The sequence below is a fragment of the Methanoculleus sp. UBA430 genome, from assembly GCF_002506585.1.
In the GTDB taxonomy this organism is placed as follows: domain Archaea; phylum Halobacteriota; class Methanomicrobia; order Methanomicrobiales; family Methanoculleaceae; genus Methanoculleus.
This window is the reverse complement of sequence record NZ_DAXW01000009.1, coordinates 1-22,164: the sequence shown is the minus strand read 5'-3', so window position 1 is coordinate 22,164 and position 22,164 is coordinate 1. Positions and strand designations below refer to the sequence as shown.

At 57.5% G+C, this 22,164-nt stretch carries 21 protein-coding genes; 16 read left to right on the top strand and 5 right to left on the bottom strand.

The genetic code is table 11. From position 1 onward, the window contains the following. Positions 1 to 203: 203 nt before the first annotated feature. On the top strand, positions 204 to 524 hold the full coding sequence (locus BRA49_RS06320) for a hypothetical protein (protein ID WP_292384472.1): 321 nt from the start codon (positions 204 to 206) through the stop codon (positions 522 to 524). Between the two features lie 392 nt (positions 525 to 916). On the opposite strand, the gene BRA49_RS06315 is transcribed toward BRA49_RS06320, so the two are convergent. Next, the gene (locus BRA49_RS06315; RefSeq protein ID WP_292384471.1) at positions 917 to 2,437 is read right to left on the bottom strand and encodes a TrkH family potassium uptake protein; all 1,521 of its coding nucleotides are present in this window, start codon (positions 2,435 to 2,437) and stop codon (positions 917 to 919) included. A 514-nt stretch (positions 2,438 to 2,951) separates the two neighbouring features. Here BRA49_RS06315 and BRA49_RS06310 point away from each other — a divergent pair. Next, positions 2,952 to 5,201, top strand: a complete 2,250-nt coding sequence (locus tag BRA49_RS06310; protein WP_292384469.1) for a PAS domain S-box protein — start codon at positions 2,952 to 2,954, stop codon at positions 5,199 to 5,201. A gap of 349 nt (positions 5,202 to 5,550) precedes the next feature. Further along, positions 5,551 to 6,012: an OsmC family protein gene (locus BRA49_RS06305; protein ID WP_292384467.1), complete on the top strand. Its 462-nt coding sequence runs from the start codon at positions 5,551 to 5,553 to the stop codon at positions 6,010 to 6,012. Here BRA49_RS06305 and BRA49_RS06300 read toward each other — a convergent pair. Next, complete coding sequence (locus BRA49_RS06300) at positions 5,925 to 6,722, bottom strand: hypothetical protein (protein WP_292384465.1); 798 nt, start codon at positions 6,720 to 6,722, stop codon at positions 5,925 to 5,927. The genes BRA49_RS06305 and BRA49_RS06300 overlap by 88 nt on opposite strands. A gap of 127 nt (positions 6,723 to 6,849) precedes the next feature. Between BRA49_RS06300 and BRA49_RS06295 the strand changes: the two genes are divergently transcribed. From BRA49_RS06295 to BRA49_RS06260, 8 genes are all read left to right on the top strand, one after another. Continuing rightward, positions 6,850 to 7,836, top strand: a complete 987-nt coding sequence (locus tag BRA49_RS06295; protein ID WP_292384463.1) for an ATP-binding protein — start codon at positions 6,850 to 6,852, stop codon at positions 7,834 to 7,836. A 387-nt stretch (positions 7,837 to 8,223) separates the two neighbouring features. Then, entirely contained in the window at positions 8,224 to 8,436 is a 213-nt protein-coding gene (locus tag BRA49_RS06290; protein WP_292384460.1) for a hypothetical protein, read from the top strand. A 31-nt stretch (positions 8,437 to 8,467) separates the two neighbouring features. After that, positions 8,468 to 8,785: a hypothetical protein gene (locus BRA49_RS06285; protein WP_062262846.1), complete on the top strand. Its 318-nt coding sequence runs from the start codon at positions 8,468 to 8,470 to the stop codon at positions 8,783 to 8,785. Positions 8,786 to 9,169: 384 nt separating this feature from the next. Beyond that, positions 9,170 to 11,224: a site-specific DNA-methyltransferase gene (locus BRA49_RS06280; RefSeq protein WP_292384457.1), complete on the top strand. Its 2,055-nt coding sequence runs from the start codon at positions 9,170 to 9,172 to the stop codon at positions 11,222 to 11,224. Positions 11,225 to 11,320: 96 nt separating this feature from the next. Continuing rightward, positions 11,321 to 11,923, top strand: coding sequence for a hypothetical protein (locus tag BRA49_RS06275; RefSeq protein WP_292384456.1), 603 nt, complete (start codon positions 11,321 to 11,323; stop codon positions 11,921 to 11,923). A 3-nt stretch (positions 11,924 to 11,926) separates the two neighbouring features. Continuing rightward, positions 11,927 to 14,743 carry a BPTD_3080 family restriction endonuclease gene (locus BRA49_RS06270; protein ID WP_292384454.1) on the top strand — a complete coding sequence of 939 codons (2,817 nt, stop codon included), beginning with the start codon at positions 11,927 to 11,929 and terminating at the stop codon, positions 14,741 to 14,743. 32 nt (positions 14,744 to 14,775) lie between these two features. Beyond that, positions 14,776 to 15,030 (top strand): hypothetical protein, encoded by a 255-nt coding sequence (locus BRA49_RS06265; RefSeq protein ID WP_292384452.1) that lies wholly within the window; start codon positions 14,776 to 14,778, stop codon positions 15,028 to 15,030. Positions 15,031 to 15,063: 33 nt separating this feature from the next. Continuing rightward, on the top strand, positions 15,064 to 15,279 hold the full coding sequence (locus BRA49_RS06260) for a hypothetical protein (protein WP_292384450.1): 216 nt from the start codon (positions 15,064 to 15,066) through the stop codon (positions 15,277 to 15,279). A 136-nt stretch (positions 15,280 to 15,415) separates the two neighbouring features. On the opposite strand, the gene BRA49_RS06255 is transcribed toward BRA49_RS06260, so the two are convergent. The 3 genes from BRA49_RS06255 to BRA49_RS06245 form a co-directional block, all read right to left on the bottom strand. Then, the gene (locus BRA49_RS06255) at positions 15,416 to 16,168 is read right to left on the bottom strand and encodes a hypothetical protein (RefSeq protein ID WP_292384449.1); all 753 of its coding nucleotides are present in this window, start codon (positions 16,166 to 16,168) and stop codon (positions 15,416 to 15,418) included. Next, positions 16,155 to 17,123 (bottom strand): DNA-methyltransferase, encoded by a 969-nt coding sequence (locus BRA49_RS06250; protein ID WP_292384447.1) that lies wholly within the window; start codon positions 17,121 to 17,123, stop codon positions 16,155 to 16,157. The genes BRA49_RS06255 and BRA49_RS06250 overlap by 14 nt, the downstream gene beginning before the upstream one ends. Positions 17,124 to 17,272: 149 nt before the next feature. Further along, a complete protein-coding gene (locus BRA49_RS06245; protein WP_292384445.1) occupies positions 17,273 to 17,467 on the bottom strand; it encodes a hypothetical protein in 195 nt (64 codons plus the stop codon). Between the two features lie 180 nt (positions 17,468 to 17,647). Between BRA49_RS06245 and BRA49_RS06240 the strand changes: the two genes are divergently transcribed. From BRA49_RS06240 to BRA49_RS06220, 5 genes are all read left to right on the top strand, one after another. Then, complete coding sequence (locus BRA49_RS06240) at positions 17,648 to 17,950, top strand: nucleotidyltransferase family protein (RefSeq protein ID WP_292384444.1); 303 nt, start codon at positions 17,648 to 17,650, stop codon at positions 17,948 to 17,950. Further along, on the top strand, positions 17,934 to 18,278 hold the full coding sequence (locus tag BRA49_RS06235; RefSeq protein ID WP_292384443.1) for a DUF86 domain-containing protein: 345 nt from the start codon (positions 17,934 to 17,936) through the stop codon (positions 18,276 to 18,278). Before BRA49_RS06240 ends, BRA49_RS06235 begins: the two co-directional genes overlap by 17 nt. Beyond that, positions 18,262 to 18,528, top strand: coding sequence for a hypothetical protein (locus BRA49_RS06230; protein WP_292384442.1), 267 nt, complete (start codon positions 18,262 to 18,264; stop codon positions 18,526 to 18,528). The genes BRA49_RS06235 and BRA49_RS06230 overlap by 17 nt, the downstream gene beginning before the upstream one ends. Positions 18,529 to 18,560: 32 nt before the next feature. Next, a complete protein-coding gene (locus tag BRA49_RS06225) occupies positions 18,561 to 20,159 on the top strand; it encodes an LA2681 family HEPN domain-containing protein (RefSeq protein WP_292384440.1) in 1,599 nt (532 codons plus the stop codon). Between the two features lie 181 nt (positions 20,160 to 20,340). After that, entirely contained in the window at positions 20,341 to 21,771 is a 1,431-nt protein-coding gene (locus BRA49_RS06220; protein WP_292384438.1) for a competence protein CoiA, read from the top strand. Positions 21,772 to 22,164: the final 393 nt, after the last annotated feature.

Below are 22,164 nucleotides of genomic sequence, written 5' to 3'. Positions count from 1 at the left end.
ACAGACCGCAGGTATAGCAGCAGGCCTCCCTGTTATGACGATTGACTATAGAGCCCCGCCCGGACTCGTGATCACCGGCTGGGGGGTCCCCTGCGCCGCATTGCTCGATAAGCGGACTCACGCAGCGTGCATCCTTCAGAAGACTACTTTCGGCAAGAGCCTCTCAGCCCCGTCTTTCCGACGGGCGGCATGGGGTGAGACGAATGCATGAGAACGGGGGTGTCAAATTGGCATCAATGCGTGTTGCGGGAAGACCGTTGCGAAAGACCGAGGTCCTGGGGCTGCTCATCTTCGTCCTCATGGCGGCCGTCATGCTTGCGGTCGGTGCCGGGCTCTTCTACGACTGGCTCGCCGAGCCGGGATCGGCGCCCGTGGGGACGCCGGTCGAGCTCGGCCCGATATCGGAGATCCTCTCGGCCGCCGGGGCCGTCCCGGCCGTGGCCATCGTGGTAGGCGTCGAGGTGGTCGGAGGGCTCTCCCTGATTGCGCTCTACATGCTCTCCAGTGTCAGGCGCGGGGCATAAAAGGCCCCATTCCTGCTCCCATTCTCACTCAATTTTTGCGATCCCGTGCTGCAACGGCGCTCCGGCGCGACCCCCGATCTCCCCCACGGTCCGCGGTGGTTAAAATCGCCGAATTTTGCCGTAATTTGAGGGGAAACTGGCTGTTCGAGCGTAAAATATATATCTTGAATCGCTAACATCAGTAATATCCCACCTCGGGAAGGAGGTGTGTCATTTATGGCAAAGGAGAACAAGTCCCAGGACAAGAAGCAGGATAAGAAGGCGGAGAAGCAGGACAAGGCTAAGAAGAACTAGGCCTTCAGGAGCATCAGGCCTCTCACCTTCACGTTTTCTTTTTTTCGGCCGGATCTCCGGTCTGATATGTGTCTCCCCTCTCCTGCCGATGAATGTCTTCACCGGAACACGGCGTGTTCCAGCCTCCGCGACGCCCCGGCCGCCAGGGCGATGACGGGCACGATCTCGAGCCTCCCTGCCCACATAACGATGATGAAAAGCCACTTCGCCGCGGGGCTCATGCCGGGGTTCACGAACCCGGTGCTGATCCCGACGTTGGAGACGGCGGAGACGACCTCGAAGACGACGTCGGCGGAGTCGAACCCCCCCTGCGGCGCAAGGTGGAGCAGGAGGAGGGTGGCGACCGCGACCACCAGGATGAAGAGCACGGCGACGAGCATGCTCTTTGAGACCTCGTACTCCGGGAGGTGCTCGAGGATCGCCCGCCCGTCGTGTCGGAGCGGGGTGATTGCCCGCCGGCCGGCCTGAAGCCTCAGGAACCACCATCTGAGCAGTTCGAGGCCGAGGATGACCCTGCCGAGTTTGATGCCGCCGGCGGTGCTTCCCGCCGACCCGCCGATCAGCATCAGCACGGTGAGGGCCATCACCGTGGTGGCGTACCAACTCCGGGGGTCGGCGTTCTGGAACCCGGTGCAGGTGATGCCGCTTACCGTCATGAAGATGCCCTGCCGGAGGGCCTCGGCGGGGGCGAGAGAGGAGATGGTCGCGAGGTCGAACGTGACGACGGCGCACCCGGCAAGGATGAGCGCAAAGAGGAGGATCGCCTGCCGGTCGGTGAGAAACCCGAATCTCCTTTTGTAGTAGAGGAGGAAATAGAGTTTGAACGGCAGAGCCCCGGCAATCATGACCGGGACGATGAGCATCTCGAGGAGCGGGCTATTGTAGTAGAGGATACCGGCCGTATGCACCGCAAACCCGCCGGTCGATATCGCCGTCATGACGATGTTCACGGCGTCCCAGAGGGGTATGCCCGAGAGGAGGACGAGCCCGACACCGAGGGCCGTGAGCACCAGGTATATCCGCCACATCTCAAAGCCTGTGGCAACGACGCTCGGCATGAACGTCTCTGACCGTCCTTCCGCGCGGTAGAGCCGGAACCGGGTCAGGCCTGATCTCCCCGCGAGGGCGATGCTGAACGCGACGATCCCGAGCCCGCCCATCCACTGGGTCAGGGACCGCCAGAAGAGGAGCATCTTCGGCGTGGTATCGACCGACGGGAGAAGGGAGAACCCCGTGCCGGTCCATCCCGACATCGCCTCAAAGACGCTGTCGGTGTAGGGAAGCCCGAGACCGAACGTGTAGGGGAGGGCACCGATCAGGGCGGCGGCGAACCAGATCAGGGCGACCGCAGAGAGTGCGGCGGAGAGACGGGCCTCTCCCTCCACCTTCGGGATGCCGGCGAGCCAGATCCCGATGATGCCGAACCCCGCCGGCGCCGAGGCCATCGGGAGGAGGAGCCCGGTCTCGCCGTACCAGAGACCGACCAGGAACGGTGCGCAGGATACCAGCGCGATGAAGAGGAATATGAGCCCGAGTTCGGGGGCGATGGCCACAAACTGGCTGTTTGCCGTCGGCAGCACCCTTTTGCCCGGGAGGAGACGATCTCTCTGAGGGTCCAAGTTATGCACCCGATGCGGTCCGACGGGATCAGCGGCCGCACGATGGACGTATCTCCCTTCCTTATGTAGTTGCTGGTGCTCTCTTCGGCTGTGCCCGGACCGACGGTGTTCCCGGGCCTGCTTCGGCAGCCTTCTCCGGCACGGAGCCTCACCGGGGCAGCCGGGGTCCCTTCCGGGCCGGCCAACCGGGCTGTCCCGGCCGTCACCTCCGGGGGTGAAGGTCCCGGCCCCGCCATTTTTATCGAATGAGAATTATATTCATACCGATCTACCCGCCGGAGTCGATGATGTTTCAGCCTCTCACGCCCATGCCTGCAGAACCGCCGGTGGTACACCGGCCGCCCGATGAACCTGACGGACTACTCCCTGGAACCGATCGGCGTGCCGGGGTACTCCTGCCTGAGGTCACGCCTGCGCCCTCAGGTCGGCGCTCTTCCGGCTTCGGGGGTATACCTGCCCTGTGGGAGGGGAGCGATGCGTGAACTTCGAGCGGCACCCGGGAGGGAGAGGATAGGTGGAGGACCTTTATAACGTGTCGCCGGCCTCTCTTCTTGAGATGCTGCAGGGGACTGATGTTGCTCTCGACCGCCGGTTGCGCGAGAGGCTCGCAGACGGCATCGAGGCCCTGATCGCCGAGAACCGGGACCTTGCCGTGCGGGCAAAACGGGCCGAAATAGAGCGCGATGCGCTCCTTGCCGCTATCGGCAGGTGGGGATTTGTGTACGACACCGACGGCAGGGTGATCGCGGGGAACCCGGACGATCCGGTCGCCCGGGCGCTCCCGGGATTGGAGGGCACGATCCGCTCCCCCGACGGCAGACCTGTCCCTCACGGGAATCTTCCCGTATATCGGGCGCTCAGGGGTGAGGTGCTCGAGTCCTCTCGGTACACGCTCCGTGAGAGCACGGGCGAGGATCGCCACATCAGGGTGTCTGGTTCGCCCGTCATCACGGACGGCGGTGTCTCCGGCGCCGTCGTCGTCTGGCAGGACGTCACCGCGGAGGAGCAGGCCAGACGGCAGATGGAGGAGACGAACGTCCTGCTCGAGGGGCTCTTTGAGAGTCTCGGCGATATCGTTGGTATCCAGCTCCCGGACCACACGATCCTGCGCTACAACCGTGCCGGCTACGAGATGCTCGGGATGACGCCGGAGGAGGTCGCGGGACGGAAGTGTTACGAACTCATCGGGCGGACCGGGCCCTGTGCGGTCTGTGCGACGGCCCATGCGGTCGCGAGTAAAAAGCGAGAGGTCGTCGAGAAGTTCGTGCCCGAACTCGGGCGGTACCTGGAGTGCCGCTCAAGCCCGATCCTCGGTCCCAATGGAGAGGTGGCGTTCGTCGTCGAGCAGCTCTATGACATCACCGACCGAAGACGCGCCGAGGATGCACGCCGGGAGAGCGAGGCGACCGCCCGCGCTCTCCTCAATGCCCCACCGGACATGATCGCTCTCGTGGATATGGACGGCCGCTTCATCGACGCCAACGATATGCTGCTCCGGCGGGTTTCACGGAGCCGGGAAGACCTCATCGGCATGAACGTTCTCGAGGTGTTCCCCGAGGATGCGGTCCGGATATACCGGTCACGCCTGCAGGCGGTCTCCGGCTCGGGTAAGTCCATGCGGTTCGAAGAGATGTGGCAGGGGAGGTGGTACAGCACTGTCCTCTACCCGGTCAGGGATGCCTCGGGTGCCGTCACCCGGGTCGCGGTCGTCGCCCGGGATATCACGGAGAGGAAGCAGGGGGAGGATGCCCTGCGGAAGCGGACGCACGACTTAAACGAGCGGGTAAAAGAGCTCTCGACCCTGTATGCGGTCTCCCGCATCGTTGAGCAGCCGGGAACCTCGCTCGACGAGATCCTCTCCGAAGTAGCCCGGGCGCTCCCTTCCGGCTGGCAGTTCCCGGAGGATCTCGTCGCCAGGATCACGCTGCGCGGCCGCAAGTTTGAGACGGAGGGGTTCCGCGAGACCCCCTGGCGGCAGACGTCGCCGATCGTCGCCTACGCCGAGACGGTCGGCACGGTGGAGGTCTGTTACCTCCACGAGAAACCGGAGATGGACGACGGCCCGTTCCTCGCCGACGAACGGTCGCTGATAGATACCATTGCAGGACGCCTGGGAAGGGCGATCGAGCGCGTCCAGGCGGCAGAGGACCTTCAGAAGAGCGAATCACAGTTTCAGGAGATTATGCAGCAGAGTTTCGACCTGATCTACACCTGTTATCACGAAGGGGGGATCTCCTACATATCCCCGGCTGTCATGCGGATCCTCGGCTACACCCCCGACGAACTCATCGGCTGCAAGTGCCGCGATTACGTTGTTCCGTCGTCGCTCCCCGAGTGGGAGAAGGGGCGAACGAAGATAGCCGCAGGCGAGCCGGTCGAGGGGCTCGGGATCGAGTTTCGCCGAAAAGACGGGTCGGCAGCATTTTTAGAGTTGAACGAGTCCCCGATCGTCCGCGATCGATCGGTGGTCGGGGTCCACGTGGTCGGCCGGGACATCACGGAGCGGAAACAGAACGAGCACCTCCGGCAGCAGGCGTTCGAGCAGATCGAGCGGAACATCGAGCAGTTCGCAATCCTTGGCGACCACATCCGCCAGCCGCTCCAGGTGATCCTCGGCATGACCGAGGTGCTCGAGGAAGGGGTGGCCGTGGAGCGGATCCGGGAGCAGGTCGAGCGGATCAACAACTACGTCCGGGAACTCGACCGGGGCTGGATCGAGTCGAGGCAGGTCCGGGAGTTCCTCCGGAAGCACGAGCTGGCGTGAGGGTGGTGGATACTGTCCCCCTGGCGGCACTGAGTATGGTCCGGGAGGTATAAATCTCGTGGGTAGATGTTCCGATCAACATGCAGCAATGGTTTGCAGGCCCTTTTGGGATGACCCCTGCATCGGAAATACCCTGACCGACATTACTGAGATCTGAATGGGGAAACGGCTTTTACCCTGGGGTTGCACCTCCGGTGCTTAAGTTCTACTCCTATGGAACATCGCCTGGCGGATCGCGTATCGGCCGAGAAGATGCCCGGGCGCGATCCACGTCCGGAAAGCCCGTTCTGGCTGCGATGGCAGCTGTGCGGCTTTCCGTATTATATGGCCGGAATGCAATGGTTGTATGATGAACGCAGAGATCCCCTGGGACAGGTCCCGGATGGAGTTCAACCCGGTCGATATGACGATATCGTACGACGGCGGAATGCGGTTCTCCGCCGCCCTCCCGTCCGGCGAGAGCATTCGAATCGATGCGCACCGTCACCTGGGCGGAGGCGGGAAGACGCCCAACCCCATCGACTACCTCATCGCGTCGCTCGGTGGATGCGTCGGCATCAAGATCCTTCTTGCTCTCTCGGATCACGATATCGTCCCCGACGAGATGGCCATTGCGATCCATGCGACACGGCGACAGACCATGCCGGCGCTCTTCGATCGCGTCCACCTGACGATCACCCTCCGCGCCGCCGTGGACGACGAGGTGATCTCGGGAATCATCGATCAGACGATAACCCGCTTCTGCCCCATCGCCGCGATGTTTGCAGAGGTCGGGGAAGTGACCGCCGAACACCGGATTGTCGGGAAATAATCCGGAGATACCGTGGTGGACATGCTACAGGCAGATCCTGAAGGAGCGGCAATGAAGGCGGAAGAATCGACAAATCCTTCTTGCCTTATTTGTGGGGGGACCGCCTTGATACCGTCAGGACGCGTGAAGACATCCCCTAAAGAGCTCACAGGTTGTCTCCTTTCAGAGACTACTTTCTGTCGTTCGCTGACATCTTGATAAAGGCTTCCGATACGGTCGAACTCCGCAAGGAGCAGATTATTGAGAATTCCGGCTGTTGAACCGGTTCCAGCATGATCTACAAAATTTTTCACGTAAAATCTGTCATTATACATAAGAGACGCGAGCCCATACAATGCCACAAAAATCAAATATACCAGAAGGATCTTCACAAGTTCGTTTAGGGAGAATATTCTATTCAGGCATGTGCCCAGTGTTGCATAATTCAATGTAACGAATGTTGCGCTCCCCGGATCCAGGGAACAATATGCAAGTTCAGCAACAACAACAAGCCCCGCAGTTGCGAACAGCCACACAACGGGTTTATTTATCCATTGCCAGATACCTGACCAGGTTTGTCCTATGAATCTGTCTATCTGGTAATTTTTATACCAGAAGGTATGGTTGATCCAATTTAGTGCAAAATGAGGATGAGAAAGAAGAGCAGAAATATCGGTAAATATTCTCCAGATTGTGGTTTTAACCCCCATTGTGCTCGAGGCGGCATCCAAGGTTGACGTAAACTCTCCCCCCAGAGTGGGCGGAGGAAGGTCGAACCTCTATATATACTTGTCTCGATTCTATGGATATGCACGAAGAAATTCCCGCTGTATATCCGAAGACCTTGATCCGGAGCAGATGGCGTGGTTCCTCCGCACGGCCAGGACAACCCGCCGGTTCCCCCTCGCCCCCGATGCCTCTCCCACTGAATTGCTGGAGCACCTGAACCTGCTTGATAACGGGCACCTGACGAACGCCGCGGTCCTCCTCTTCGGGAAGCAGCCGCAACGGTTCCTGATCTCTTCCGAGATCAAGTGCGCCAATTTCCACGGCACCGGGGTCGCCAAACCGATCCCGTCCTACCGGGTCTACAAGGGCACGGTCTTCGACCTCGTGGACGCGGCGGTGGACTTCGTCCTGAGCAAGATCGCCCTCTCGGTCGGCACCCGCGAGGCCGGCCCGCAGGCGCCGGTGCGCTACGAGATTCCCAAAGAGGTGGTGGCAGAGGCGATCGTGAACGCGGTCGCCCACCGCGACTACACGAGCAACGGCAGCGTCCAGGTGATGCTCTTCGCCGACCGCCTGGAGGTCTGGAACCCGGGCACGCTCCCGCCGTCCCTGACGCTCGAGAAACTCCGGCAGGCCCACGGCTCGGTGCCGGGCAACCCGCTCCTTGCCGAACCTATGTATCTCACCGGCTACATCGAGCGGATGGGTACGGGGACGCGGGACATGATCAGGCGCTGCACCGAGGCCGGGCTGCCGGAGCCGGAGTTTGCCGTCAGTGATGGGTTCCAGACGATCATCCGCCGGACTCTGGCCCCCAGTCTGGCTCCGCAGCCAGAGTCACAGCCAGAGTCACAGCCAGAGTCACAGCCAGAGTCGCTGGAGACGAGAGTCCTCCGGCTTCTCGAGGACGAGCCGAAGTCCAAAGCGGAACTCTCGCGGGGGCTCGGACAGAAAGAGATCTCAGGTCCGCTCAACAAGGTCGTCCGCAAACTCCTGGCAGATCGGATGATCGAGTACACCATCCCTGAAAAACCGCAAAGCCGGCACCAGAAGTACCGCCTCACCGGGCAAGGCCGGGCTGCGCTCGCGAAAGATCCCGGAGGAGACGCGTTGTGAGCACCTTCGGCGAGCGTGGGATTTTCACGCAGATGCTGGTCGTCACCTTCTTCCGGAGGATGCGTTAACCACGGCAGGCCCAAAGAGGTGACAAAAGAGCATCCGCACGGCATCACCGTGGCTCTTCACGGCCTGGTCGAGAAAGGGCTTCTGATGAGCGAGGGGTCGGGCCGGAGCACGTTCTACTACCGTCCCGGCCGTCACCCGATGGAAGGTGAAATGTTCGGAGCTCCTGGGATCTGTTCGAAGCCGAGCTCCGAACATTTGCCGGGGAGCTCCGAACATTTGCCAGAAAGCTTCGAACATTTGATCGCAAGCTCCGAACATTTGGTTACATTGCGCGAGATTGCAAGACCGGTTGGATCTGTGCGGAAAGCGTCGAGGAAGGTGGTTGAGGCAACAATTCTCCGCCTCTGCGAGGGGAGATACCTGACCCTTGATGACCTGGCCGACCTGTTGAACCGGAGCAAGGACTCGCTTCGGAACCACTACATCAATCCCATGCTGGAGGATGGCAGGATCGAAGCGAAGTACAAGAACGTCCCCACCCATCCCCTCCAGGGATACCGGACGGTGGCCCGGACAGAGAGCGAGGAGTGACGGTGGTCTGCCGCCGGCACCACGATCATCTATGGCACACTGGACGATAACTCTCGCACGAGAGGGAGCCGCGATCGTCGTCCGGGGCGAGGGCGACGATCCCCACGCTCCCGACAGGATCGACTACGAGGTCCGCGGCGATCCCGGCGGGGTATACCGGGCGTTGCTGGACCGGGTCGCGCCCGGCCCGTGGTCGTTTCTGCTCGACCGGATGAAGGATGAGCGCGACCTTTACTGGATCGCCGACTGCGCCTATACGGAGGCGCTGCTGCACCCCGGCTGGTCGGTAAAGACCGATCTTCCCCCGCTGCCGGAGCCGGAGGAACTTCCGGAGGATGCGGTCCCGTGAGAGAGAAGGAGGCAGCATGGCAGGATTCCGGCGGGGGGCCTCTCACCCGCTGCTCCTCACCGTGAACACTCCCGTGAACGGCCACGGGGGCTCTTCATCCTCGCTCCCGCCGTTGGATCGGGGAGAGGGGGTCCTGAAAGGAGACTGCTCTTTCGACGAACCGTACATCCTCCTTTGGGCTGGCGGGGTTCTCTCGGACGGCCGGCGCGCGCCTTCTTGGTTCCATTGCCTGCAATGATCCCGCACCTGACCGGATCACCGCCGGAACAGATGGGATAAATCTTGAATATCTGACGTTTTTTCTGGTAAAAACCACCTATAAAATATCGCATTCACAATCGGCAACATTTAATGGGTCTGATGCAGTAACGCAAAATGTGAACTATGGCGAAGAAATCATCCCCGCAGACGAAACCAATCGAGCAATACGACCATAAGGGGACCTGTCGGCTGAATAACCCGCCGGCGGGACTGGTCAGCGCGGCAACCGAACCCAATTACGGCACAAAGACCTACTCCTACGACCCTCACCTCGACCCGCAGCTCCAGTGGGCGGGGAAGGCCGAGCACACCTCCTTCGAGGTCCCGACGGTATCCCTCCACGTCCATGAGCGGATCGACCCGCGGACGATCATCAGGGCGGCGAAGGGCAGCAACGGCGACCACCGGCAGGCCTCACTCTTTGAGTTCTCGATCGAAAACCCGCCGCTGCGGGAGGCGGTGGAGTTCTACCGCCACAGGCATAACTGGAGCAACCGCCTCGTCGCCGGCGACTCCCTGCTCGTCATGAACTCCCTGCTGGAGAAGGAGGGGATGGCCGGGAAAGTGCAAATGATCTACATCGACCCGCCCTACGGGATCACGTATGGATCAAACTTCCAGCCCTTCGTGAACAAGCGGGACGTGAAGGACGGCAAGGACGAGGACCTCACGAGCGAGCCTGAGATGATCAGGGCCTTCCGAGATACTTGGGAGTTAGGGCTACACTCATACCTGACGTACCTGCGAGACAGGTTGCTGCTCGCCCGGGAACTCCTGACCGAGAGCGGGAGCGTGTTTGTGCAGATCTCGGACGAGAACGTACATCATGTGCGGGAGATCATGGATGAGGTGTTTGGGAAGGGGAACTTCATCAGCATTATCGCATACACAACAACAGGTGGTTTCCCTAGTAAAACGCTGAGCCGTGCAGGTGATTACCTAATCTGGTACTGTAAGGATGCTTCAAGCATTAAGTTCCATTCGTTGTTCACCGAAAAGGAGAGCCCTCTTGGAGATGGTGGGAGTAAATACGATCAAATCGAACTTTCTAGTGGGATAAGACGTGCGCTTCGGAAGGAAGAAAAATTTGGCGATATTTCGATTGAAAAGCAAAGTAGGATCTATCGTTTAGACAATATCCAAAGTCAAGGTGCAGCAAGTGAGGATACCCCATTTGAGTTCGAAGGATCTGTTTATCGCCCAAAGCAGGGAAGCCACTGGAAAGCGACCTTCCCTGAAGGTATGGAGAGGCTGAGAAAAAGCAGGAGAATCCAGGCTTCGAAGAGTACGTTAAACTATATCAGGTTCTTTGATGACTTCGTACTCACACCGATAAACAATCTTTGGTATGACATTGGGGGTTCCGTTCAAAGTCGTTCAGATCCAAAGCGGTACGTCGTTCAAACAGGAACTTCTATCCTCCAACGGTGTATTCTGATGACCACCGACCCCGGCGACCTCGTCCTCGACCCCACCTGCGGCTCCGGGACCACCGCCTATGTTGCCGAGAAGTGGGGCCGGCGGTGGATCACCTGCGACACCTCCCGCGTCGCCGTCACCCTCGCCAAGCAGCGGCTCATGACCGCCGTCTTCGACTACTACAACCTCGCCCATCCCGAGGAGGGCGTCGGGAGCGGGTTTGTCTATAAGACCGTCCCGCACATCACGCTCAAATCTATCGCGAACAACCCCGAGATCGACGCCATCTACGAGAAGCACCGGCCGAAGGTCGAGGCCGCACTCGCCGCTCTCAATGCCACCGCAAAAACCTCCTACGAGGAATGGGAGGTCCCCTTCGACCCCGATCCCGCTTGGCTGGAAGCGGCACAGAAAGCCCATACAAAGTTCCTCGCCGCCCGGAGGAAACGGCAGGCCGAAATTGACGAGAGCATCCAGCGAAACGCCCCCCAGGAGACCCTCTACGACGATCCCGTGAGCGACAAAACGAAAGTCCGCGTCACCGGCCCCTTCACCGTCGAGGCTGTCCCCGCTCCCACCGTCGAACCGCTCACCGGCGACACCCCCGCAGCCCTCCCGGCCGACGACTCCGCCGCTCGCACCGGCGAATCTCTCCGGCAGGACGAATGGCGGACCCAGCTCCTCGCCACCGGCATCCGCGGCAGGAGCGGTCAGCGGATCGCCTTCGCCCGGCTCGAACCCCTCGGCGGCACCCGGTGACTCCACGCCCACGGCGAGACCGCGGACGATACTCAAAAGCAGGTCGCCGTCTCCTTCGGCCCCGAACACGCCGCCCTCGATGCCCGGCAGGTCGAGATGGCGCTCAAAGAGGCACAGCGTCTTGTCCCCCGCCCCGAGATCCTCGTCTTCGCCGCCTTCCAGTTCGATCCCGAAGCCGCAAAAGACATCGATGAGACCAACTGGCCCGGCGTCACCCTCCTCAAAGTCCAGATGAACACCGACCTCCAGACCGACGACCTTAAGAAGAAACGCTCCAGCGATGAGAGTTTCTGGCTCATCGGCCAGCCCGACGTCACCTTAAACCTGATCACCGAGGGGCCTGAAGCCGGCACGATCCTCCTCTCCGTCAACGGCTTCGACTACTACGACACCCGCAAAGGCACCGTCGACGGCGGCGGTCCCGAGAAGATTGCCATGTGGATGCTTGATCCCGACTACGACGGCCGCAGCCTCTTCCCCCGGCAGGTCTTCTTCCCCATGGCCGGCAAAGACGACGGCTGGGCAAAACTCCAGAAGAGCCTCAAGGCCGAACTTGATGAAGAGAAGATCGAGGCCTACCGTGGCACCGTCTCCCTTCCCTTCAAACCCGGCAAAAAGCGGCGTATCGCCGTCAAGATCATCGACGACCGGGGCATCGAGTCCATCGTCGAGCGGGAGCTGGACGGCCTGGAGGCATGACCCATGCCGCAGAAGACCATCGACCGCCTCATCGTCACCTCGCCCTACACCGAACCCGCCTGCCATTGGCACTACGACCGGACCGCCCGCACTTTCGACCTCGTTAAGGGCCGGCGAAAGGCAGGTTACATCGTCGCCACGCAGGGCTCCAGCGCCTTCGATGACCCCGGCGTCTTCTACGAGATCCTCCTCGTCAACCAGATCCGGCCGCGAGTCAAGGCCTGGCGGGAGGCCGGCTACCCCGGCGTCACCGGCATCACCCGCCGCCTCCTCGAGTACTGGCAGGACCAGGAACGGGGAGGCATGCCCTTCTTCTTCTGCCAGCTCGAAGCCATCGAGACGCTCATCTGGCTCACCGAGGCGCCAGCCGCGGAAAAGACCGGGATCGATATCGAGGGCGACGGCGGCGGCTTCTCCAGGTACTGCTGCAAGATGGCCACCGGCACCGGCAAGACCGTCGTCATGGCCATGCTCATCGCCTGGCAGGTCCTCAACAAGACAGCCTACCCCGCTGACCCCCGTTACTCCAGAAACGTCCTCGTCATCGCCCCCGGCCTCACTGTCAAAAGCCGCCTCTCCGTCCTCGTCCCCTCCTCCGAGGGCAACTACTACGACGCCTTCGCCATCGTCCCGCCCGGCCTTGCAGAGAACCTCAGGCAGGGGAAAGTCCTTGTCCAGAACTGGCACGCGCTCGCCTGGGAGAGTGCAGAGCAGATCCAGAAGAGGAAGAGCGTCGACAAACGCGGTCCAAAGAGCGACGAGGCCTATGTCCGTGAAGTCCTCGGCGACATGGCCCGGCATAACAACCTCATCGTCATTAACGACGAGGCTCACCATGCCTGGCGGGTCCCGGCCGAGTCGAAGGTCAAAGGGGTCGCAAAAGATGAGATCGATCAAGCCACCGTCTGGATCCAGGGCCTCGACCGCATCCACCAGGCAAGGAACATCCTCTCCTGTTTCGACTTCACCGCCACGCCCTTTGCCCCGAGCGGAAAAAGGAGCGACGAAGAAGCCCTCTTCACCTGGATCGTCAGCGACTTCTCCTTGAACGACGCCATCGAGTCGGGCCTCGTCAAAACCCCCCGCGTCGTCATCCGCGACGACGCCAACCCGCGGCCCGAGGACTACCGGTCACGATTCTACCACATCTACACAGATCCTGAGGTCTACGACGACCTCACCCGCAAAGGCGCCGAAGAATCCGAACCCCTCCCCGATCTCCTCAACACCGCCTACTACTTCCTCGGCCTCGACTGGCTGGAGAAGAAGAAAGAATGGGAAGCGGCCGGCTACCGGACCCCGCCGGTCATGATCACCGTCGCGAACACCACCGAGACCGCCGCGAGGATCGCCTATGCTTTCACCCACAGAAAGATCCGCATCGACGACCTCTGCGACAGCAGCAGAATCCTCCACATCGACTCAAAGGTGCTCAAAGAGGCCGAAGCCCTCGACGAACCCCTGACTATCACAACAGGCGAGGATGAAGAGGAGAACCGGCCCCGCACCAAGAAAGAGATGGCACTCTACCTCCGGCAGCAGGTCGACACCGTCGGGAAATATGGTGAGCCGGGCGAGAAGATCCAGAATGTCATCTCCGTCGGTATGCTCTCCGAGGGCTGGGACGCCCGGACGGTCACGCATATCATGGGCCTCCGGGCCTTCTCCAGCCAGCTCCTCTGCGAACAGGTCATCGGCCGGGGGCTCCGGCGCACCAGTTACGATGTCGATGAGGAGACAGGCCTCTTCTCGCCCGAGTACGTCAACATCTTCGGCATCCCCTTCACCTTCCTCCCCCACGAAGGGGGAGACGACGCCCCGCCGAGGCCGGAGAAACCCAAGACCCGGATCGAGTCGCTCCCCTCCCGCCGGAAGCACGAGATCACCTGGCCGAACGTGCTCCGGGTCGAGCACACCTACCGGCCACGGCTCGCCCTCGATATAGAGACCGCAAAACCCCTCGTCCTCGACGCCGCCCAGACGCCGCGGATCGCCGAACTCGCTCCGGTCATCGATGGTAAACCCGCCGTCGACCGGGTCACCACTATCGACCTTGAGGAACTCGGCCGGATCAGGCTCCAGCGGATCATCTTCGAGACAACCCGGGACCTCCTCGACCAGATGCGCCCGGAGTGGCGGGGTACCGCCGCCGACCTCGTCGGGCAGTTGGTCGGCATCATCGATCGGTTCCTCCGCTCCGATAAGGTCAAATTCGCCCCCCTCATCTTCAGTACCGACGACACGCGCCGGCGGGTTCTGCTCATCCTCAACATGAACAAGGTCGTCCAGCACATCTACGAGCAGATCCGCGAGATGAACACCGAAGCCATCGTGCCGGTCCTCGATCCGGCACGCCCCATCCGCTCGACCGCCGACATGCCGGTCTGGTATACCACCAAACCCTGTGGCGAGACCGCAAAATCGCAGATCAACTTCTGCGTCTACGACAGCACCTGGGAGGCCACCGAGGCCTTCGCCCTCGACCGGAACCCTGCGGTGCAGGCATGGGCCAAGAACGACCATCTCGGGTTTGAGATCTTCTATCTCTACCAGGGTTACGTGCGAAGGTATCGCCCGGACTACCTGATCCGGCTTGAGAACGGCGAATACCTGGTACTGGAGACGAAGGGCCAGGACAGCCAGCAGAATAAGGCAAAGCGGGCCGCCCTTGCAGAATGGGTTCGTGCCGTCAACGGGCACGGCGGGTTCGGCACCTGGCACTGTGATGTTTCATTCAACACGGCTGATGTCGAGGGAATCATTGCGAAATACACCCCCGATAAGCAGCCTACCGGGCATGTGGAAAGTTTGACCGTATGACCGGGTGTTACAACCATAGTAGGAGGACGGGAATGGATCTTACTTTTCCAGTATTCATGCCGGACTCATCCCTCATTCAACTGCCTTTCCGCCATGGTCGCATGGTCGCCCTCGTCGAAAAGATGCTCGACCTGCACAAGCGCCTCGCGGCGGCGAAGGTCTCGCACGAGAAGGAGGTGCTCGCCGGGATGATCGACGCGACCGACCGGCAGATCGACAGGCTGGTGTATGAGTTGTACGGGCTGACGGAGGAGGAGATCGCGGTTGTGGAAAAAATCGGTCAGTAACGAGGCTGACTATAGTCAGGATTGATGTGCTATATGATAGATTACAAAGAATACCTCAATTCCCTCCTTGCCACCCAAACGTTAGGGTCTTTTACTGGTGATAATGCACTGGAGATTATCGGTAGTTTAGTAGATTTGTATCCGGATCTCCAAAGGAATAAGGGGATAGACACAGCGTTGAGACTCGCGGACGAGTTCCTCGATAGAAATCTCACACAGGAGATGAGGGCACTCATGCCGTCTTCCTGATCGGAAAATAATCTTCGATAAACGCTAAGGGATCCATGGCCCTGTTTCTCCTTTATACAAATTTAGGTTGGATCCAGGGTCAATTCAATTTTTCAGAAGATACGTTACGCTACTAGAAGAGCTCGAAGAAAATAGGTTATGTATTCCCGGGGAACTGCTCCTCGAACTCTTCTGGATCCATATTGAAATTTTTAACGAACAGTAGGTGTTCATCTGGGATTTCACTACCCTTGAGGAGGTATTTTGACTTCCGGCGTGCTCCATTAGCATTTCTCATGGTGCGCTGGAAATCGTCATCGGTCCAGCCGTCCATGATGCCTTTGTTCAGATCATCGAGGGTGAAGAAGTAGGCGTAAACTCCTACTATCAAATACCTCGACTTCCGCTCGCGCGGCGGTCTCCCATCGCGTTCGCGTTCTAGAGAATACTCGCTCGATCCGCCTTTCAGCTCTTCGTGCCATCGTCTGAAGTCGCCGTTTTCATCCTTAACGACCGCAGCATCTACAACAAGGAGGCCGATACCGCCGTGCTCCTTCACCAGGTCGTTATACCCCTTCACATCCCCCAGAGGGATATCGTCCGATCTCTCATTTGCATGGAACCGGGTGTCCCAGACATAATCACCCCGTACGAGGTGTCTCTTTTTATCAAGGTCGTATGGCTGCACCTCGCCGTTGAGTTTCTCTCTACATTCCCTCTGGACGAGAAACTTTACGTGAAACCCTGGCCATTCTACCTCTTGCCAACCGGGGAAACCTGCTTCCTTCATCTCCAGGATGGCTTCTCTTCCATCTACTCCGGGGCACTCTCCTCGTGTGATTCCACCCGTTCCATAGTCCTCGAACAATGCCTCTACGATCAGTTCCGCCTCTTCCCTAGGATTCCGCATCTATTTCCACACCCGCCTTTTTCAAGTATTTAATCGCTAGCGGGTACTTCTCTTTTGCCTTATCAATATTTTTTCGTTTTATCTCCTGCAAGGTTGTGTAATTCTTCCCTGGGGTTGTAGAATCGAGCCGCTCATCAATAACCGGCTGCATTAACTCGTTTTTCTCAAATCCGAAGAAATGCCGCCAGACAGATTTTGCAGCAACCGCGGTAGTTCCCATCCCCATGAACGGATCGAATACCAGATCGCCCGGTTTGGAACTGAACTCGATGCATTGCTTAACTACTTCAAGGGGTAACGTAGTGCCGTTCTTGACTTCCCCGACCTTATACTTCCGGTTAATGTCCCAGACATCCAGCGGATAATGTTCTATTTTGTTGAAGTAGTATTTGTTTGGGTCTTTGGCAAGCAGTAAAACGTGATAGTGGCTTGTTACGTATTTTCTCTTTGTAAAGACCCCGAACTGATACTTCCAGATAATATGGTTGATCGTGGTGAGACCGCTGAGCCGTGCCCCCCGTAGGACATCCTCGAGATGATTCCATCCACTGAAAACATAGGCTGTTGCATGCGGTTTCATGACCTTCTGCAGCGACGCCATCCATTGTTCCGTGAACTCCCCATAATCGGCATCGATTTCATGATACGAGTCTACCACTAAATCGCGGTTTCTGTTGTAAATTGGCTCTTTGCCTGAGAAGTCAATACCGAACGGAGGATCCGCGACGACCAGATCCACGCTCTCCGGGGGCATCCGCTCCATTCCCTTGATGCAGTCCTCGAAACAGATGGTGTCCTGCCGGACGGGAGAATGAGGCGGTCCTTCGTAGAGTCTTTGTGCCTCCTCCGGGCTCCAGTACTCGTCAGGTGTGAACTTTAGACACGCTAATCCGGGGATATACTTCCTCTTGCGTTTCCCTTTCGGGTTACCCTCTTTAACATCTGACTGAACCATGATACGGGTTATGGCGGATGAGAGCTTAAAATTAACGGTCCAATTTGGGAAATCTCGCTGTAAAATAAGGTGTATTCCCCTGCTTCATCCCGAGTGGGAGGGGGCAGGGTTTAACCCCCGCGCGCCTAGGCTCTTATGCTTATAGGAGGCTAGTCCCCCCCATACGAGTAATCCTGCGAATACTGGTCGTACCGCATCTTCCAGGTGATCGAGATGTCCATGATAAACAGCCCGAGCAGTAGGATCGCTATGCAGATGGCATAGAACAGGTTCCGGAAGAAGGCGACCTGCCCGGTCGAGCCCCGGCCGGACCGGGAATTTGTCAACGCATGCACAACGTTCATGGTAGAGCATTATCGCTCTGCTCGATCGCAAAGGATGGGCATCGTCCTGGGTCTCCCGTGCCGATAGTGCGAAGCGTTACGTCGCAGTTGCCTGCCAGCCGGAGTGGCCGACGCTCCGGCCGGCAACCCCTGGGGGAAAAGCGTTATCCTGATCGGCGGGTAACAGGAGTATGATACGACATGCTTACGGCTGACGGCATCCTCAGAGCGCTGGCGGAACACCGCGAACGGATCAGGAGCCTCGGCGTTCGGCGGATCGGGGTCTTCGGGTCGTTTGCCCGGGGCGAAGAGCGCGAAGAGAGCGATATCGATATCCTCATCGAGTTCAGGGAAGGGGGGCGCTCTTTTGACACGTACATGGACCTCAAGTTCTTCCTCGAAGATCTCTTCGGGAGAAGAGTCGACCTCGTCGACCGCGATGCCATAAAACCGGCTCTTGCACCACACATCCTTCCGAGCGTCAGGTATGTCCCGGGAATATAACCTCTATCTCCGTGATATCCTTGAGGCTATCAGGAGGATTGAACGGTATACCCGGGAAATGGACTACGAGGAGTTCCTGGCAAACGACCTGGTGCAGGACGGAGTGATCAGGAACCTCATGGTCATCGGCGAGGCCGTGAAACTCATCCCCGAACCGCTCAAATGCAAACATGCCGATATTTCCTGGAGAAAGGCTGCAGGGATGCGGGATATCCTCATCCACGCATATTTCGGGATCCACAATGAGATCGTGTGGGACGTCGTCAAGAACAAGATCCCGGAACTGCAGGTTGCAGTCAGGCAGATGCTTGATGACGAGGCGGGCTGATCACCCTCTGCCGTGGTTCGCCCGAAAATGGGCTTGCCCCGCCGACGTCGCCCACCACGACCAGATCGTCGCCCTCGTCGAGAAGATGCTCGACCTGAACAAACGCCTCGTGGCGGCGAAGGTCTCGCACGAGAAGGAGGTGCTCGCTGGGATGATCGACGCGACCGACCGGCAGATCGATAGGCTGGTGTATGAGTTGTATGGGCTGACGGAGGAGGAGATCGCGGTTGTGGAAAAAATCGGTCAATAACGAGGCTGACGATAACCAGAATTGATGTGCTCATGATGGATTACAAAGAATACTTCAATTCCCTCCTTGCCACCCAAATGTTAGAGTCTTTCACTGATGCTGAGGCGCTGGAGATTCTCGGTGATCTAGTAGATTTGTCTTTGGATTTACAGAGAAATGATGGGATAGAAACAGCATTGAGACTCGCGGACGAGTTCCTCGATAGAAATCTCACACAGGAGATGCGGGCACTCACGCATTATTTCCTTGCTAATGCCTGGGCTAATCGACAAAAGTTACAAAGAGTAGATTTTACTAAAGCGTGGGAATGGGAACAGGAAGAACTTGAGAAAGAGATTATTCACATTCGTTTAGCAGCCAAGTATGGTTGCCACCATACGGCCGGAGATCCAGAGATCCTACCTGCTCAAAGGCAGTGTCAAGTGTGGACAAATTATGGAAACCTCATGAATCTGGTGGGTAGAGTTGCTGAAGGGATCGAATACCGAGACAAGGCACTATGTATCGATCCATCGTTCTCCATGGCTCTAGGAACAAAGGGAAAGGGGCTTCTTGTTTATTCAGATTATCTCAGCGATGATGGGCATAGGGGAGTCTTCATCAAGCAGGCATATTCGCTGCTTAAGAAAGCGCTGGAAGGCGACCTTCATATCGACGCGAAAAAAGCCTTTGAAAAAGATGTGAAAAGAATTGAAGCGGCATTTCAACGCGAGTTTCTCACATCCTACTTTGATATGAGTTCGTTCTCCTTAGGGGATTCCGAATCAGAGATAGAATATCGGCAATGGTGTTTAAACAACAGGCTGTTTCTCAACCCGCTTAATGACCTGGGACCCTATTCAATCGGAGCGCGTGACATCATTTCTATGCCGTCAATTGTAGTCGGCATCAATGAAGGCCCATATTACATCGGTCTCTTCAATCAAATGAAGCAAGAGTTCGTTTCTGCTCGATATCTTTTCTTTGATGGGATAAATAGCAGTGAATTACACTTTTCTGATAAAGATGTTCTTCTTTATAACACTCTGGACTATCCCTCCTATGGTTTAGCTGTTGAGAAGGTAAAAATAGCATACCGAATGGTGTATTCACTGTTCGACAAACTCGCTTTCTTCTTGCGAAAATACCTTGACTTAGACATCTCTGAAAGGGACATCTCTTTCAGAAAAATCTGGTATGTTAAGAAGGGCCGTCGAGACATACTTAGGGAAGACTTCTACCATAAGGAGAACCTGCCTCTTCGAGGTCTGTTTTGGTTGAGTAAAGATTTCTATGAGGACTATGAGGAGAAAGACGCATTTAGGGATTCGATTGAGCCTGAGGCAAAGGATCTGCGTGAGATAAGAAATCACTTGGAACATAAATATCTGAAACTTCACCTCCCTGAGTGGAGCAAATCTGATGAAGACGAATTTTTTTCAATAGGTCTTATTGATTCACTGGCCCATTCTCTATATCGCAGTGACTTTGAAGTTAAAACATTAAAACTTCTTAAACTTGCTCGTTCTGCACTAATCTACTTGACTCTTGCTGTTCAATGTGAAGAACTAAAGAGGCGCACAGAGAAATGCCCGGACAGCGTGGTTGTAAGTTTGCCATCATATGTATTTGACGACAGTTGGAAGTGCTAAAATGCACTGCCATAGGTGCTCATGTTGGCAGGATAGAGTAACGAATCAATCGGCTGGTGTATGAATTGCATGGGCTCACGGAGGATGAGGTCGCGGTTGTGGAGGGGGCGGCCTGATGCAGGAGCCGATACCCTGGAGATCCAGCGCAGGGATATCTTGAAACTTCATCAGGAACAAGGAGGTGGTCAACATTCCGCTTTCAGCAATCATCAACGGTGAAAGGGTTATCGCCCCCGATCTATCTGATAGCGAATGGAGCGAACTCAAGGCTCAGCATAGAAAAGGCCTCACTATAACAATGCCCTGCTGCGGGATGAGCGGGCATCTCAGAACGTCGAAGTGCGGCCTCAAACACTTCTACCATGCTCACAGATCTGACGAGTGTGGGGGAGAGCCGGAATCGCTCAACCACTTAAGACTCAAGAACCAGATTTACCAGATCTGCAAAGCAGAAGGATGGGATGCTCAACCCGAATACCAGTCGCCGGCTGGCGACTGGCGGGCAGATGTCTACGCAACGAGGGGAGAACGGAGCGTGGTGTTTGAGATCCAGCTCAGTAAGATCAGCCAGGAGGAACTTCAGGAACGGGAGGAGAAGTACGCCCGGGATGGAATCGAGTCCTACTGGCTCTTGAGAAACTACCTAGATCCTCAGCCCTATTATGAAGCGTGGGGGGACTATGAGATCCCTTTGAACTTTCAGAACATCGATAGAAGCGACCTTCGTTTAACCCACGAAAGGCTTTACTACGTTCGAAAGGGTATCCGTACTATTGGCATCAACTCCGACAACAAGACGCTATGTACAACAAAAAACCCCTCGACAGGATTGAGGGAATGGGTCTGGTATGTGCTGAACGGGGATTACTCGCATTATCTCGCTGATGTTAAGGCGCAACACCAGAGATGTGCCAGATTAAGAGACTCTGTGTTACCCGTCCTGCACGAGCTCACCGAGTTGAAGGACAAATACTACTGTTATCGACGCGACCTGAAGAGACTCTATGCGGTGTTTAAAAGCAATACCTGGGACAATCCTACAACTCTGAGAGAAGAGATCAACTTAATGTACGCATTATTCAAAAGATTCAAGGATGCTCTCTGGAAGGTCTACTCCCCAAAAAACGGGTTTGTGTGGAAGACCAATTCCTATTCTGAAGGTAAATATAGGGAACTCGACCTCGTCTCAGAGAATCAGATATCCTCAATCCGTGAACAGGTGAGAGACCTTAAAGAGCTCGAAGCAAGGTTTTCGTCAATATTCAACGACCTGGATCACTATCTCGAACATAATGGCAGAAAGAACCAGATTGTGGTGCGCACAATCGAGAGAGGGACACTCCATAAACCGGACGATATCGAGCAAGTGACCCATAAGCCGGACAATAAAAAACAAGAACAAGTGATCCACAAACCAAACGATAGAAAGCGAGAGCAAGAGGAGAAGGTGTACTTCGAATTTGTGAAAGTGCTGCCCACGCCCGACCTCGTATCGCAACGTGGATGGAAATACACCAATCCATACGGATGTACGTGGTCTATCAATAAGGACGATGCAATAGAGTTTGAGCAAAAAGGCTACGGAAAAATTGTAAAACAAGACTCGTCTTAAGGATTTTTCAACACATCGCCCGCCACCGCGAGTTCTCGCCGGGGTGGTGCAGTTCACGGTCTACCTGAGAGAAAACCCGCGGGTCTGGACCCTCGACCGGCAGACCACACTCCCTCCGGTCAGCGAGGGTCGCGCCTCCGGCGCTGCACTCCGTGCCCCCTCGCCGCCCTCCAGTCGTGGCGTCTGCCTGATCTTCTCTTCCTGTCTGGGGCCGTAGACGACCATGACCGGCTCGGAACTCGCCGGTCATCGTCTGCTAGGAAGTGCTCGTCACGCCGTGCTCCGCACCGCGCTCCTCGCACGGAGGGGTGGCCCTGCGCCACCCCTCAAATGACCCCCACCACCCGGCGCTTCGCGCCTCCTCCCGCCCCCTGTCAACGTCGGTCTACTTTT

Coding starts and splice junctions, on each gene's coding strand:
- BRA49_RS06320 (WP_292384472.1), top strand. CDS start 204: ATGCATGAGAACGGGGGTGTCAAATTGGCATCAATGCGTGTTGCGGGA.
- BRA49_RS06305 (WP_292384467.1), top strand. CDS start 5,551: ATGAACGCAGAGATCCCCTGGGACAGGTCCCGGATGGAGTTCAACCCG.
- BRA49_RS06295 (WP_292384463.1), top strand. CDS start 6,850: ATGGCGTGGTTCCTCCGCACGGCCAGGACAACCCGCCGGTTCCCCCTC.
- BRA49_RS06285 (WP_062262846.1), top strand. CDS start 8,468: ATGGCACACTGGACGATAACTCTCGCACGAGAGGGAGCCGCGATCGTC.
- BRA49_RS06280 (WP_292384457.1), top strand. CDS start 9,170: ATGGCGAAGAAATCATCCCCGCAGACGAAACCAATCGAGCAATACGAC.
- BRA49_RS06275 (WP_292384456.1), top strand. CDS start 11,321: ATGGCGCTCAAAGAGGCACAGCGTCTTGTCCCCCGCCCCGAGATCCTC.
- BRA49_RS06270 (WP_292384454.1), top strand. CDS start 11,927: ATGCCGCAGAAGACCATCGACCGCCTCATCGTCACCTCGCCCTACACC.
- BRA49_RS06265 (WP_292384452.1), top strand. CDS start 14,776: ATGGATCTTACTTTTCCAGTATTCATGCCGGACTCATCCCTCATTCAA.
- BRA49_RS06260 (WP_292384450.1), top strand. CDS start 15,064: ATGATAGATTACAAAGAATACCTCAATTCCCTCCTTGCCACCCAAACG.
- BRA49_RS06255 (WP_292384449.1), bottom strand. CDS start 16,168: ATGCGGAATCCTAGGGAAGAGGCGGAACTGATCGTAGAGGCATTGTTC.
- BRA49_RS06250 (WP_292384447.1), bottom strand. CDS start 17,123: ATGGTTCAGTCAGATGTTAAAGAGGGTAACCCGAAAGGGAAACGCAAG.
- BRA49_RS06245 (WP_292384445.1), bottom strand. CDS start 17,467: ATGAACGTTGTGCATGCGTTGACAAATTCCCGGTCCGGCCGGGGCTCG.
- BRA49_RS06240 (WP_292384444.1), top strand. CDS start 17,648: ATGCTTACGGCTGACGGCATCCTCAGAGCGCTGGCGGAACACCGCGAA.
- BRA49_RS06235 (WP_292384443.1), top strand. CDS start 17,934: ATGTCCCGGGAATATAACCTCTATCTCCGTGATATCCTTGAGGCTATC.
- BRA49_RS06230 (WP_292384442.1), top strand. CDS start 18,262: ATGACGAGGCGGGCTGATCACCCTCTGCCGTGGTTCGCCCGAAAATGG.
- BRA49_RS06225 (WP_292384440.1), top strand. CDS start 18,561: ATGATGGATTACAAAGAATACTTCAATTCCCTCCTTGCCACCCAAATG.